This is a genomic window from Acinetobacter sp. RUH 2624 (genome assembly GCF_000162375.2).
Classification (GTDB): Bacteria; Pseudomonadota; Gammaproteobacteria; order Pseudomonadales; family Moraxellaceae; genus Acinetobacter; species Acinetobacter nosocomialis.
This window is the reverse complement of record NZ_KI391939.1, coordinates 1,770,311-1,786,569: the sequence shown is the minus strand read 5'-3', so window position 1 is coordinate 1,786,569 and position 16,259 is coordinate 1,770,311. Positions and strand designations below refer to the sequence as shown.

Annotated in this window: 4 protein-coding genes and 1 pseudogene; all 5 read left to right on the top strand. The window is 37.8% G+C overall.

Annotated features, from left to right (window positions below):
* The first annotated feature begins 150 nt into the window (after nucleotides 1-150).
* Complete coding sequence (locus tag HMPREF0014_RS15080; protein ID WP_004886294.1) at nucleotides 151-1,908, top strand: ShlB/FhaC/HecB family hemolysin secretion/activation protein; 1,758 nt, start codon at nucleotides 151-153, stop codon at nucleotides 1,906-1,908.
* Nucleotides 1,909-1,971: 63 nt separating this feature from the next.
* Entirely contained in the window at nucleotides 1,972-13,956 is an 11,985-nt protein-coding gene (locus HMPREF0014_RS15075) for a hemagglutinin repeat-containing protein (RefSeq protein ID WP_006581100.1), read from the top strand.
* 1 nt (nucleotide 13,957) lies between these two features.
* A complete protein-coding gene (locus HMPREF0014_RS15070; RefSeq protein WP_004886298.1) occupies nucleotides 13,958-14,440 on the top strand; it encodes a contact-dependent growth inhibition system immunity protein in 483 nt (160 codons plus the stop codon).
* Between the two features lie 156 nt (nucleotides 14,441-14,596).
* The gene (locus HMPREF0014_RS15065) at nucleotides 14,597-15,076 is read left to right on the top strand and encodes a contact-dependent growth inhibition system immunity protein (RefSeq protein ID WP_004886299.1); all 480 of its coding nucleotides are present in this window, start codon (nucleotides 14,597-14,599) and stop codon (nucleotides 15,074-15,076) included.
* Nucleotides 15,077-15,911: 835 nt separating this feature from the next.
* A pseudogene (locus HMPREF0014_RS15060) lies at nucleotides 15,912-16,166 on the top strand (hypothetical protein); the annotation flags it as partial.
* Between the last annotated feature and the right edge of the window lie 93 nt (nucleotides 16,167-16,259).

The following is a 16,259-nucleotide window of genomic DNA, read 5'->3' as shown; positions in this document are numbered from 1 at the left end:
TGTGATTTAAAACTAATATCTTATAAAAGTAAGATTTAAGAAAATAAGATTTATTTTACATACAGACAAATCTGTATAAAAAATGCTTCCACTTTGTTAAGGTTTTGTTAAAATAAAATTAAGTTGATATTAATCACGGTTTAATTTTATATGTTGAACTATAACAAATTTAATAAAAGTGTCTTATTCATCTGCTTATCACTAACGGGGGGGCTAAGTTTTGCTGCGGACTCGGATGATCCTATTCGTCAGAGAATTCAGGCTGACCAAACTATTCGACAACAGCAACGTGATAGTGCTTTAGAAAAACAAATACAACCAGATGTAAACGTCAATCTAGGGCAAGAACAAAATAAGATTTCAGCTCAGCAATTACAATATTTACGTTCTAACAGTGAAACCCCTTGTTTTGAAATTAAGAAAATACTTTTAGAAGGTGAAGAAGCCCATCAATTCATATCAGATTTTAATGTTATTACTACTGGCAAGAACAATATTATTGGAAGATGTTTAGGGGTAAATGGACTAAACCAAGCCCTTGATCTTGTACAAAATAAAATTATAGCAAATGGTTATGTAACCACACGAGTTTTACTTCCTCAACAAAATATTGCATCTGGTACGGTGCGTGTTCGTGTTATTCCCGGACGAGTGGATCAGATTAAGTTTGCTGAGGGTACTTCTAAACGTGCACATTTATGGAATGCTTTACCGATGAAGTCGGGTGAGCTGTTAAATATTCGTGATATGGAGCAAGGTTTAGAAAACTTTAAACGAGTACCTACGGTTGAGGCTGACTTTAAAATCCAGCCAGCAGAACAAAAAAAAGAATCAGGCTATAGTGATGTGGTTTTAGCTTGGCAACAGGCTAAACCTTATCGCTTACACCTCGGAATTGATGATTCAGGGAGTGAGGCGACAGGAAAATATCAAGGTACAGCGACTTTATCACTTGATCATGTGCTGACCTTAAATGATCTATTTTATATCAGCTATAACCATGATTTAGGAGGTGGAAACTCTGGTAAACATGGTACTGATGGTTTTTATGCAAGCTATACCATTCCATTTGATTACTGGTTATTTTCAACTAGTTATAGTCGCTCTAATTACCTGCAAACAGTTGCTGGAAGTAGTGAAACTTATCAATATAGCGGTAAAAGCGAACTCATTAATGCAGATTTATCTCGAGTGATTTATCGAGATGCACACCGTAAAACAGCCTTAGGTTTTGGTGGGTGGTACCGTGAATCACAAAACTATATTAATGATGTAGAAATTGAAGTACAGCGCCGTAAAACTGCAGGTTGGAAAGCCACTCTTGATCATGTTGAATATTTTTCTAATGCCACTTTAAACGGCAATGTGACTTATAAGCGTGGTACAGGCTGGTTGAATGCAATGAGAGCACCAGAAGAAGACTTTGGGGAAGCTTATACGCATGTCGGGATTCTACAAGCGAATGCCAGTTTACAAGTGCCTTTTAAAGTGGGTCAGCAAAATCTGCAATATCTAGCTGAATGGCGTACTCAACACAGCAATCAACCTTTAACTCCTCAAGACAGATTTTCAATTGGAAACCGTTATACCGTAAGAGGTTTTGATGGTGAGCAAACTTTATTGGCCGATAACGGTTTCTTAGTTCGCAATGAACTAAGTGGCTCAATTATGAATAAGCCACACTCTTGGTATGCAGGTATCGATTACGGAGAGGTTGGTGGAAAAACTGCACATTATCCGAATCCTTTACCAGGCACGAGTTTATTAGGTGCAGTTATTGGGTTACGTGGACAAATTGCTCCCTTGCGTTTGAATTATGACGCTTTTGTAGGAGCACCGTTGAAAAAACCAGATCACTTCGAAACAGATGATTACACGACTGGATTTAGCGTGAATTGGACCTATTAATTCAAGTTTAAAGGTCCAGAACTTAATCAACTTTATTAAAAAAAGATTTAGTGAGATTTTAGAATGAATAAGAACCGTTATCGTATTATTTTTAGCCATGCTCGCGGTATGTTTATTGCTGTTGCTGAAATTGTAAAAAGTAAAACCAAACAAGCAGGGCAAAGTCAGGGACAAATCGGAACAGATTCGACCATAGATTCGGTTCTACCTATTCATTATAAGAAACTCAATCCACTTAATTTTGCTGTAATTGGCTGTTTGGGAGCATTGGTGATTAGCTTGCCAATGAGCAGTGTTGCTGAAACTCAGATTATTGCCGATAAAGGTGCACCTACATCGCAGCAACCGACCATTTTAAATAGCGCAAATGGAACAACTCAGGTCAATATTCAGACACCAAGCGCTGGGGGTGTTTCACGTAATACCTATACTCAATTTGATGTTGGGCAAGAAGGCGCTATTTTAAATAACTCACGTAATAACACCCAAACCCAATTAGGAGGCTGGGTACAAGGTAACCCATGGCTCGCAAAAGGCGAAGCCAAGGTTATTTTGAATGAAGTGAATAGTAATAATCCAAGTCAACTCAAAGGCTATATTGAGGTTGCCGGAAAACAAGCACAAGTTGTTATTGCGAATCCATCTGGTTTGATCTGTGATGGCTGTGGTGTGATTAACGCAGACCGTTTTACTTTAACTACAGGTCAAGCGGTGATGAACCAAGGTTATCTTGAATCATTCCGCGTCCGCGAGGGGCAGGTCACGATTGAAGGTAAAGGCTTAAACGGAAGTTTAACTCCCTATACAGATATTTATGCGCGTGCTTTAAAAGTCAATGCAGGCTTGTATGCAAATGAACTTAATACGGTACTTGGACAAAATGATATTCAAGTCAAAGACCAAGTAGCTCCTCAAATCACGGCAACAACAGGACCCACAACCACACCTCCGCCAAACTTTGCTTTAGATGTAGGCCAATTGGGTGGCATGTATGCTGGAAAAATCTTTTTAGTTGGAACAGAGCAAGGGTTAGGTGTACGTAACGCAGGTACGATAAATAGTACTCAAAGTACGCTTACGCTGAACGCAAATGGTGATTTGGTCAATAATGGTAACTTGATCGCGAATAAAGATCAGGTACAGCTGAAAGCTCAAAATACTAAAAATACCGGTAATGTCAGTAGCGCAACTTCACAAATTTCTATTGAAAGTCAAAATCTAGATAACTCTGGTTTAATCAGTAGTGCTGATGAGTTACGTCTTAATCAACAAAATAGTTTGAGTAATAGTGGCACATTGAATGCTGCTCGCCTTGTTATTGATGTGGGTAGTCTAAAAAATAGTGGTTCTATCGAACAAACAGGTTTGCAAGGGCTAGATTTAAAGTCAGGTTCAATGACAAACCTTGGTGGTAAAATCGGAATTGCTAAAAATACCACAGGTGGTGGTACTGGCGGGTCGACAGGTGGCAGTGTTCCGACAGTTCCAACTGATCCATCCAAAGATGGCGGAAGTTTAGAAGTTGCTACTCCAATAGATACGACCCCAAAAACTTATGACCAAGGTTATATTCATGTTAAGGAACAACTAAATAATGACCAAGGGGCGATCATTGCCAATGGTGGTGTAGATTTAGACAGCCAAAATGGTCTAGATAACCAAGGCGGTCAACTTAATCTGGGTGCTATTCATATTAAAGGGAATAGCTTTAATAACAACCAAGGTGAGCTCACAGTTAAAAGTGCTGATATCCAAACCTCAAGTTTTAGTAACCAACAAGGATTACTGCAATCACTCACTTCTTTAGATGTAAATAGCCAGTCGATTGATAATCAGGGCGGTAAAATTAATGCCTTGAATAATATTAGTATGATCTCGAGCGGAAACATTCTAAATCAAGCGGGGCAGATCGCGAGTTCGTCTGAACTTTATTTACAGGGATTGGGCCTAAACAACAGTGGGGGTGATCTGGAGGCTGAACAATTATTAAAACTTAATCTTTCAGGTCATTTGAATAACCAGAAAGGAAAAATAGTCACTAATAATAACTTGGATAGTTCGCTTTTTGGTCTAGATAACGACCAAGGTGAAATTTCTGCAAAAAATATTACGATTCAAAACAAAGATCAGGCTTTAAATAACGGATCTGGAACGATTTATGCCGACCAAAGTTTAAAAATTCAAACTGGATCTTTAAATAATGCAGTCAACGGTACGTTATCTAGTCATGAAAATCTGCAAATTGATAGTCAACAACTCACCAATCAGGGCTATATTCGTGCTGATCAACAATTAAAAATTAATAATACAGGTGTTATGACACAGCAAGGAGGTATTCTTTCAGCCTACGGTAATATTGATTTAACGAGTCAGCGTCTTGTTAGTGATGAAAAAAGTGTTATTGCGGTCGGTATCAATGCTCAAGGTGAGCAAGATCAAAATGCTCAAGCAGATTTAAATATTAAAACAGAGCAGGCACTTGAGCATCACGGAAAACTACTGGCAAGCCATAATATTGATTTAGATGGGGCAAATGTAGATTTATCGCAAGGAACGGCAGCAGCTCAAAATATAAATATTACAGCTCGTGATGGAGATATAAATAATCAGTCTGGTATGTTGCAGGCTGACACTATCCAATTAAATGCAATACAAAGCCAGCAAAGTCTGATTAACCAGAGTGGTCAAATTCTTGCGAAAAAATTGAATCTGAACATTGGGAAAGATATTAATAACCAACAAGGTTTGATTCAGCACACTGCGTCAGATGACCTGAATTTAACTGTTCAGGGAGTCATTAATAACCAGCAAGGCCGTATTCTCACAAATGCAAATCAGTTAAATATTCAAGCACAGGGTTTAAATAGTGACTCTGGTGTGATCCTGCATTCGGGCCAAGCTGGCTTAAATATGGATATACAAAATATCCATGCGCAAAAGGCTGAATTGAGAACTAATGGCGCACTTAAACTTACGACCGATCAAGCACTATTAGACCAATCAAAAGTGTCTGCTACTCAAGCCAATATTCAAGCCAACCAATTTACTGACCGTAATGGTGAAATGTTGTTTAGTGCGGTAAATGGTCAAAGTTCAATTCGTGTAAATGGTGACTACCAACATCAAGGAAGTGTATTACAAAGTAACCATAGCTTAGACATTCAAACAGGTTCGCTTAGTAACCAAAGTGGGAATATCTTAGTCACTCAAAATGAAGCAACCTCACAACCAGTACAGTTAAATATTGTTAGTCAAAACGATATTCAAAATGATTTGGGTAACATTGTGAGTGAAGGCCAGCTTACATTGAAAGCTGGAAAGGGGCTAAGCAACCAACAAGGTAGTATAATTAGTTCTAATACGCTTGAGCTTACAACAGATCAGTTAATTAATAACCAGTCAGGGCAGATACAAGCTAAGGATATTAAGCTCTCTGCATCAAACTTAGATAATAGTTCAGGAGTAATTGCTGCTAAAACTGGTGATGTATCACTCAATATTAATAATCAGTTGATTAATGGTCGTGTTGAGCAGGGTAAATCGGCTGGTATTATTCAGGCAGCACAAAATATAGATGTTCAGACTGGGTTATTAGACAATAGTGGTCTGATTTATGCCGGCCAAGATCAACAACTCAAAGTTGCTCAAAATCTTAAAAATGCTGGACAGTTAGCTGCTCAAAATAACTTAAATATACAGACGGCTACACTGACCCAGACTTCTGCAGGGAGCATTATTGCTGGTTTAACATCAGATGGTTCATTAGCAAATCAGGGTAATCTTAACATTGATGCTACAGGTGCTATAAGTGCGCAGGGGCAACTGATCGCGGGCGGTGATTTAAGTAGTCAGGCAGCGAGTCATGTCTTAAACCAAAGCCTTGTTCAAGCAAAAAATATTTCGCTCAACAGTAAATCTGGTCAATTGAGCGCTCAACAAAGTACGATTCAGGCCGCACAGCAACTTAATTTAACCACTCCAGATACGCTAGATACTCAACAAGCCAATTTAAAGGCGAATAAAGTTCAAATTAATGCAAAAGACTTAAATAACCAGTCAGGACATATCCAGCAAACAGGTTTAGATCACACTCAAATTTTGTTGACAGGTGATTTAAGCAATCAAAACGGGCAAATTGACAGTCTAGGCCAAAAACTACAAATAAATGCCAATAATTTAAATAACCAGAATGGTCTCATCCAATCTGGTACAACAGACAGCCAACTTATACTCGCTATAGCTAATACGCTCAATAATAATCAGGGCAATATCAAAACTGCTGGTAGTTTGCAAACGAATAGTTCCGAGTTAAACAATGATGCTGGAACGCTACTTAGCTTCAATGGTTTTAACATCAATACACAGCAGCTTAGTAATCAAGCAGGTCAAATTGTTGAGGCTGGAACACAAGACAATATTGTTAACCAATTAATTGTTAAAAACCTTCTAAACAATAGTAATGGCAAGATTCAGACAAATCATAATCTTGAAATTCAGGCTGGTGCGTTAAAAAACAATATGGGCAGTATTGTGACCGCAGGCACAGCAGGTCTTAACCTCAACACAGCATCACGACTCGATAACCAGTCTGGAAATATTCATTCCAGTGGTGATCTAAATATAAAAGCTCAAGACATTTTGAATGATCAGGGACAAATTCTTGCTGCCAAAAATGCTCAGTTTAATAGCCAAGACACCTTAAGTAACCAAGCGGGATTAATCGCAGCACAACAACAATTAATGATTCAAAGTGCTGCTTTGAATAACCAAGCGGGTCAAATTGGGTCGGTAGATGCGGGCGTAAATATCCAGACGACTCAGCAAGCATTGAATAATCAGAGTGGTAAGATTCAGGCGAATCAAGCGATTAACCTCGATGTACAGGGCCTTGATAATAGTCTACAAGGCTTGATTAGTAGTACTAAAGGTGATCAAAGCAAAATTCAGATTGATACTCACCAGCAGAGCCTGAATAACCAAAATGGACAGATTAATAGCGGTAATACATTACAGATTAGTACCAATAGTCTGAACAATCAGCAAGGTCTAATCACTGCACAGGGTGATCTTGGTATAAACGCCGTGCAACTGATTGATAACCGACAAACCTATTTAAATGCTACCTTGCCAGAGTTGGCCCAAGGTATTCAATCTTTAGGACAAGTCTTATTACAAACGTCCGAATTAAATAATGAACAAGGTCAGGTCATTGCTGGAAATGGATTAACCATTCAAGCGCCTAAGGTGAATAACAGTAATGCGGGCTTGTTAGCCAGTGGACAAGACTTACTGATCGACAGTGTTGGACAAGCAGGTACGATTAATAATCAGAAAGGCAAAATCAGTGCTAACCGAAACATTAGTCTAAATACAGGCCTGATGACCGGAAGCCAACTCGATAATAGTCAGCAGGGCCTCATTAGTGCTGCAAAGCAAGTCAAAATTGTTAGTCAAAATATTGATAATTCAAACAATGACCAGAACCAAGGTATTCAGGCAGGGCAAATAGAAATAGCCGCTAGTACTTTAAATAATAGTGCTGGGCGAATCTCCGCTGAGCAGCAACTTAATTTAAATATTTTAGATAATTTAAACAATACCAAAGGCTTAATTAGCAGTCTTGATCAATTAACAATACAAGGTCAGCAAGACAATAATCGTCTAATTGTAAACAATCAGCAAGGGACTATTATTGCAGGTGAAGAAGGCTCATCAACTGCAGGATTAAATATTCTGGCCAAAGGTTTAACAGGCGATGGTAAGGTCTTAAGTCAGGGACAGCTAAATCTTCAGCTCAATGATGATTATGTACAAGATGCTCAAGGTCAGTTGCAGGCACAGGGAAATTTAAACCTTAGCTCTAAAGGTAAAGTTACCAATCATGGTGCAATCAAAAGCAACGGACAGTTATCTATTTTAGCAAATACAATTGAAAATGCTGTAGATGGCAGTTTGGAAAGCCAGCAAACTCAACTTGAATCTGTAGGTGTGCTCAATAATTATGGACTCATTAATGGTTCAAATACATATGTTAAGGCAGGCCAACTCAATAATATTGCCGGACGTATTTATGGTGACCATATTGCAATTCAGGCGAATACTTTAAATAACCAAAGCCTCAATGGTTTAGCGCCAGTCATTGCCTCAAGAGGTGATCTGGATCTGGGCGTACAGGTTTTAAACAATCTTGAAAATAACCTAAATCATCAAAGTGGTTCGCAAATTATTGCCATGGGAGACTTGCGTATAGGAGGTTCGCTTGACTCACAGTGGCATGCTCAAGGAACTGCGCAGCAAGTCAATAACCGAAGTTCTGTAATTAACGCGAATGGCAATATCGACTTGAATGCTGATACTGTTAATAACCAGAATGTCTTTTTTACAACCAAACAACAGCAGACCACTGAGCAACTCGATTACTGGAATATGTATATTTCAGATTCGCGTGCCGGATGGTATAACCCTGGCCCTCAGTCCTTAATTACTCAGGAAATCTATAGCCAGAATCCAGATTTATTTACTAAATTAAAGCCTGCACAACAGCTTGTGACTTCCTATGACAACGCAACGATGCAGGATTATTTGAGTCGTCCTGATGGTTATTTCTTCATTGTAAATAACTATGACGATAGCTCTGCTGGCAACATGTTTAAGGGCTATGTCGTTTATAACGGACAGCTCTATAGTACTGACCATTATGAAAATGTGAAAAGTACGCAAACTACGACCACGACTGTAGCAGATGAGTCAGCACCTGCTGTGATCAGTGCAGGGGGTAATTTAAGTTTCACAGGCACAATTAATAATGACAAAAGCCAAATTATGGTGGGTCAAAAGCTGATTGGGGATGCCAAAGCAATTCACAATGTCGATGCCAAAGGTCCTAAAATTACACATGAAGAAGGAACGGTAACACCAAGTTATGGCAGTTATGGTGGCAAGGGGCACGATAGAGTCTGGGCTTCTGCTGAACAGGCTTATAACCCAGCAGATGTTACCAAAGGGGTGGATTTATTTATCTATGAAAATCCAACCAGTGCGACGCCTGTTAAAGTGCAAGACCAAACCCAGCAAGTCAATAAAGACAATTTGGCTGAACAGGCGCTGAGTCAAAACCATGAATCTACTATTATTGGTCAGCAAAATACACAGGTTAATCAAACAGAAACTGTTCAACAAACTGCAGCTCAATCTGATCGTATTCAATCAAATGAAATTAAAACAGGTCAGGCACAGCTTGAAGGCGTAGTCGGGGCAAACACTACCGATCATAAAGCCATGAGTAATCGTGCAGTCGATCAAATTCAAAACACTGATACTAAGGCTGCCTCTGTTCAGGGGCAAACAACACAGATTGATGGTAGTGGTTTCGAGATTCGCACCAACAACGCTAACGTTAAAGTCCCAAATAATGCGTTGTATAGTAAAAATCCGGACAGCCGTGCTAACTACCTTGTTGAGACAGATCCAGCGTTTAGTAACTATCGCAACTGGTTATCTTCAGATTATATGTTGAATGCATTAGGACTTGACCCAGCGCTTCAACAAAAAAGATTGGGTGATGGTTACTATGAACAACGTATGGTACAAGACCAAGTTGCTCAACTAACTGGCTACCGTTTTTTACAAGGATATGGTTCCGATGAGGAACAATATAAGGCGCTCATGAATAATGGGCTGAGCTATGCAAAACAGTACAACTTACGTCCTGGTATTGCACTTACTCCAGAACAAATGGCGCAATTAAGCAGCGATATTGTTTGGTTGGTAGAAAAAGAAACTACCCTACCAGATGGTACAAAAACCAAAGCTTTAGTCCCGCAAGTTTATGTTAAAGCGCGTGTGGGGGATTTAAAAGGTGATGGAACTTTAATTAGTGCCGATAGTATTCAGCTCAATTTAAGTAAAGATTTGACCAACGCGGGAACAATTGCTGGACGACAAGTTGTTCAAATTAATAGCCAGAATTTAAACAACCTTGCTGGAAACATCCGTGGTGGTGTAGTTAGCCTTGGTACTGAAAAAGATTTAAATAATATTGGTGGTATGATTCAGGCCGATCAAGCCATGAATTTGCAGGTAAAAGGTAACCTGAATATTCAGTCAACCACACAGAGCCGTCAAAATGCATTAGGCCAGAGCAACTATAGCTGGACAGGAATAGATCGAATTGCTGGTCTTTATGTAGGTTCAGCACAACAGCAAGCGTTGAGCGATCAGCCAACCTTAGTGATGAATGTTGGAGGTGACACTCGTATATTGGCTGCAAATATCCAGAATAATAGCGGTGGACAAACTATTATTCGTACGGGCGGTGATCTTAAAGTCGGTAGCCTGAATACGGAAGTGACCAACAATGTGGTGGGTAGCTCAAAAGCTTATCATTTAGATACACGACAAGTCGAAGTTGGCAGCCAGATTAAGAGCCAAGGTGATTTAAGCTTACAAGGAAACAATATCCAGATTCATGGTTCACAAATTAGTAGTTCAGAAGGCTTAACTGCGTTACAGGCGAAAGAACAGTTACAGATTGAAGAGGGCCGAAACAAACTTGATCAACAAGATCAGTCAAGCTTTAGTAAGAAAGGTAAGCTGAGTAGCTCTACGACCAGTGACTTTAGTCATCGTAGTTCAGATGTTGCGGTCGGTAGCATTGTTGAAGGCAAAAAAGTGCTATTGGATGCAGGAAATATCAATGTCCGTGGCAGTAATATTGTTTCTGATGAGTTGACGCAGATTCAAGCCAAAGACAATGCAAATATTGAGGGAGCTCAGAACCAATACAACAGTCAAACCAATAGTGTTGTTAAAAACTCTGGTCTTATGTCTACGGGTGGCATTGGTTTTAGTTTAGGTAAAAAACAGGAAACTACTTTAAAAACCGAACAACAACTCACCAATAGTGTTTCTCAAGTAGGCAGCTTAAACGGTAATACCAATATTGTAGCGGGTAAGACCTATCAGCAAACGGGAAGTACCGTTTCATCACAGAAAGGCGATGTGAATATATTGGCAGAGCAGGTCAATATTGAAGCTGCTAAAGAACAAAGCACAAGTGATTATAAGCATGAGATGCAACAGAAAGGTTTAACACTTGCAGTAAATGTTCCCGTAGTCTCGGCTGTACAAAGTGTAGCGGAGTCTGCTAAGCAGGTTGGTCAAAGCAAGAATGATCGTGTGAATGCAATGGCAGCAGCCAATGCTGGCTTTGATGCTTATAAGGCTGGACAGGCTTTAAGTTCATTACAAGGTGCATTATCAAATGCAGGTTCACTCAATGGTGGTGTAGAAGTTGGTGTTAGTCTGACTTATGGTGAACAGAAAAATACTGAAACAAGCCATTCACAAAGTACCACTGCGAGTCAAAGTCAGGTCAATGCTGGCGGACGTACATCTATTGTGGCCACAGGCGCAGGGGATCAATCGAACATTAATATTGTTGGTTCAGATGTGTTGGGGCAACAAGGCACACGCTTGGCTGCCGATAATAATGTCAATATTAAAGCAGCAGAACAAAACCATATTGAAGAAAGTAAAAATGAAAGTGCAGGCTGGAATGCTGGAGTTACTGTAAGTAACCAAACCGGTTTTGGTGTAACGGCTGGCGGTAACTTGGGTAAAGGTAAGGGTAATGGTACCGACACAAGTTATGTGAATAGCCATGTGGGTTCTAAAGATAGTCTAACCACGATAACAAGCGGAAAAACGACGAATATTATTGGCGGACAAGTACAAGGTAAAGGAGTACAGATTGAAGCCGATAACTTAAATGTTGAAAGCTTACAGGACAAAGCGACATACAAGAGCAAACAACAGAATATGTCAGCACAAGTGAGTGTAGGTTTTAGTGGAGGCAATGTATCTGGAAGCTTTAGCAAGTCTAATGTAGATGCGAATTATGCATCTGTAAATGAGCAGTCAGGTGTATTTACAGGGGAGGACGGTTACCAAATTAAGGTAAATAAAAACACTGACTTGAAAGGTGCAATTATTACGTCGACTCAGACTGCTGAGAACTTGAAGAAAAATAGTCTAGATACAGGAACTTTAACATCTTCTAACATTCAAAATGTGACTGAATATGATGCCAAGGGTATTTCTGTAGGTGGTGGTTTTAATGCCGGGAAAAGTGGTACGGCAGGTAACAAAGAACCTGGCACGGTACTTTCGACACCAAACAAAATTGATCAACACGCTTCAACAACAGTAGGGGTAAGTAAATCTGTTGGGTTTGGCCTAGACAGTCATAAAGACAGTAGTGTGACCAAGAGTAGTGTGAATACCCAAAACATTACAATTCGAGATGAACAAGGCCAGCAAGCGTTAATAGGTAAAACTGCCGGAAAGATCAAATCTGAGATATTGACGTCTGTAACCACAGATACTGCACGTGAGAATAGTGGAGCACTGCAAAATAACTTTGATAAAGATAGAGTTCAAAGTGAAATTAATTTGCAAATGGACGTAACGAAGAACTTTGATGCGAACCGTCAGGAAGCAAAAGCTGAGATCAATAAGAAGATTGATGATGCGAAAAAAGAAAATCAATCTATTATAGACAAACAAAAACAAGGTCTAGGCTTAAGTAAACAAGAGCAAGACCAATTGAATGCTTATAATGACAAAGTTGAAAATTATCAAAGACTAGGCGTATTACTAGACAGTATATCAACAGGTTTATCCGCTACAACAAGTTCAGGTCTAGGTATAGCGACTGCAACCTTAAGTCCAGCGGCAAGCTATCAGATTGGACAATATTTCAAAGAACAAGCGAGTAATAATCCAAATGGTCAACTCACGAGTGGTCAAGAAGCTGCACATATTTTAGCTCATACCGTTCTTGGTGCAGCAGTTGCCGCGGCTGGTGGAAATGATGCGATGACTGCGGGACTTTCAGCAGGAGGAGCAGAGGCAGCGGCACCAATATTATCGAGTTTCTTGTATGGAAAAGATGCCAAAGACCTCACAGCAGATCAGAAATCTACAATTAGTTCTATTGTAGGTTTAGCAGGTAGTGCAGTTGGAGCAACGACGGGTGATATTAGTTCTACAGTTCAAAGTGGGCAAGTTGCGCAGAATGCGGTGGAGAATAATATATTTGGTGTTTTAACATCTAATAAGCAAATAGATAAACAAAAAAATAATGAATATTTCCAAAGAGAATTTGCATGTAAAGGTAATGCACAGTGTTTAAAAACTGTATTGACAGAAAATGCATTGGATGCCATGAAATATGCGCAAAAAGAACTCATATTAAATGGTAAGAACTATAAACCAGGAGATATCATATCTAATCCTGACCCTAAATCTGATGGATCGGGCCTTAAGTATATTGTAGTAAACAAAAATGGCGTGCTTAAAGCAGAAATTTTACCTGCCGCTGATCAAGTTTATTACTACGTAACGCATAAACAGGAGCTTTCAAAGTCAATTGAAGATATGTCATTCTTTAGTCCTGGGGCTAACTCGGTATTAGGGATTTATGGAGCAGCGACAGGGCAAACGTTATTAAGTGGTACTCAACTATCCACTGGTCAAAGGGTATTATCAGCAGTTGATGGGGTAAGCAGTGTTTTACCGGGAGTGGTATTCTTAAAGGATAGTAAAGTCCTTAGTTCAGATAGTGTGGGGATGACGTGGGGTAAAGGAATTAATGAACAGGGGAAACCGTGGGAAAATTATATTCAATCTACCTCGCCTGCAACAACGATTGACTTAAATTCGATTAAGTCGAATTTTAAAGCATTTGATCACTTTGATCCTGCAACAGGTTTGGCTACAAGTGATAAAACTTTAAATACAGCGGCTAAAACCTATCAAGATCCGAAAAAGATTACGTCTCAGATTAATAAGTATATTGATCAGATGGATAATTTTACTGGAGATAATAAAGGAAGATTTGAATTAACAAATGATAAAATTAAGTCAAAGGAAATGCAGTTAGCTATTCCTGTTAACACGAGTAAAAGCCAATTAGATGCAATTCAGAAGTCAATTGATTACGCTAATACGAAAGGCATTACAATTAAAGTTACTAAGGTGAAATAAGATGAAACATGTAAATGTATATTTTAATTCTCAATATATTGAAGTGACATCGTGGAATGATGGTGGATGTTGGCTTTTAAATTTAGATTTTGAACCAATCAAACTATCAACAAATGTTAAAAATAAAATTTTGGGTGAGTCTATTCAAATTGCTTTAAATGCAGGGAAAAATATTCCTCCTGAGAATGTTAAGAATATTTTATTTTCTCCGGAATTAGACAGCCTAATGACGGAAAGAGATAAAAAATTAATGGCAGAGTTCGGTTACAAATCAAAAAAAGCATTATTCAAACATATGAGAAAAGTAAGCATAACGTATATCAATGATACCTATAAAATTTCACCATCACATCAAGATGGACTAGATTATAGTTTCACAGGCTTAAGTAAAGCTGATGAAATTATTCTTCCAAATGATGCAACGGATGAAGAACTAGGGCAAGCAGTTCGCCTAGCTTATGAAAAGTGCACAAGTATTTATTAATTTATAGATTACTTTGGTTACTATTTTCGAGAGATGTGGACAAGCTTGGGGTTGTCCACAAATTTGACGAAACACTTTATAAAGATACTCTTACAAAATCAATTGAATATGCAAATAGTAAAGGTATCAAAATCAAGGTAACAAAGGTTAAATGATATGAAACGAGCAGCAATATACTTTAATGACAAATATATTGAAATTATTTCATGGAATTATGGTGGAATGTCTGTATTTAATTTAGACTTTATTCCTTTAGTTTTGAAATTCGATATTGATAATTCGACTTTAGGAAAGTCAATTAAAATAGCATTAGATGCAGGGAAAAAGATTCCACCAGAAAGTGTCAAAGATTTTTTGTTTTCTCCTGAATTAGATATATTTATGAAAGAAAGGACTAAGAAATTAATAGCTGAATTTGGATATAAATCAAAAAAAACATTGTTTAAAAATATGAGAAAAGTAGGTGTAGAGTTCAATGAAAATTATACTATTTCTCCCTCTCATCAAGATGGATTAGATTATAGTTTTTCAGGTTTAAGTAAAGCTGATGAAATTATTCTTCCATGTAATGCAACGGATGAAGAACTAGGACAAGCGGTACGCTTAGCCTATGAGAAGTGTACAAGTATTTATTAATTTATAGATTACTTTAGTTACTATTATTAAGAGATGTGGACAAGCTTTGGGTTGTCCACAAATTTGACGAAACACTTTATAAAGATGCTATTCAAAAACCAATTGAATATGCGAATAGTAAAGGTATCAGAATAGACGTAACTAAGGTGAAATTAAATGAAGAGGTTAGCAGTAAATTTTAATGATCAATATATTGAATTTGAATTGTAGTATTATAGTCCAGTGGAATATTATAATCTTAAGAAGTATGAGATTAATAATAAAATTAATAGAAAATATATTGGACTTCTTTATAATTGAAAATAGATGGCTTAATAAGTTTTTGAATAGTGATGGAATGGAAAGCCTATTAAAATGAAGTTAGGTAAATAGCTGAGTATACATATACATGCTTATAGTGCTTTCACTAAAGAAGAAACAGATAAAATTAATCAGATTATAAAGTTTGAATTTCCTAGTTATTTTAATTATGACTTTATAATTTATGAGGCTGATGATTTAAATGGTTATGAAAAAGAAATAGCTGATGAAGATGTTGGAATTCCAGCTTCATTCAAGGCTGATTTTTTAATTTCTTTAAATAATAAAAGCGCAACTTCTAATATTTTTAAGGTTGCGCTAATTATAAAAGAAAGATTTGGTTCTGAAAATATTATTTTAATGCAAAATGGAGATGTAAGAATATAACTATGTTAATGTGTTTGTTAGAAATAATCTGAGAAGTAATGTAATGGAAATTAATGAAATGAAATAAGAGATGATTTTTATTCTTCAGAAGTTTATTAAATTTAACAATAAATTGGTATATAGAAAGCAGGGGATTATAGGGGGTGTGATGCAATATATGATTGAGTGGTTGAGAACGAATCGAAATGAAATCTTAAAAAAATATCCCGAAGCAGACCCTGAATTATCTTTTTTCATGGACTATTTTGTTACATCTACTGGAAGGTATACATTTATTAGCATCCTTAAAGATGCTATACGAGGTGAGGGTTCTAGCCTCCAAGAAACGTCAAGTTATTTACTTATGAATGATGTAACAGATGAGGGACATGTTATTGATGCAGCGGAATTTTATTTTTACGAGGCTTTGTTGCACAAAGCTATTCTTGAAGGCTTCTTCAGTAATATAATTTCCAGATGAAGAAGCCTACACCTAAAATCTATCGTACAACCAATT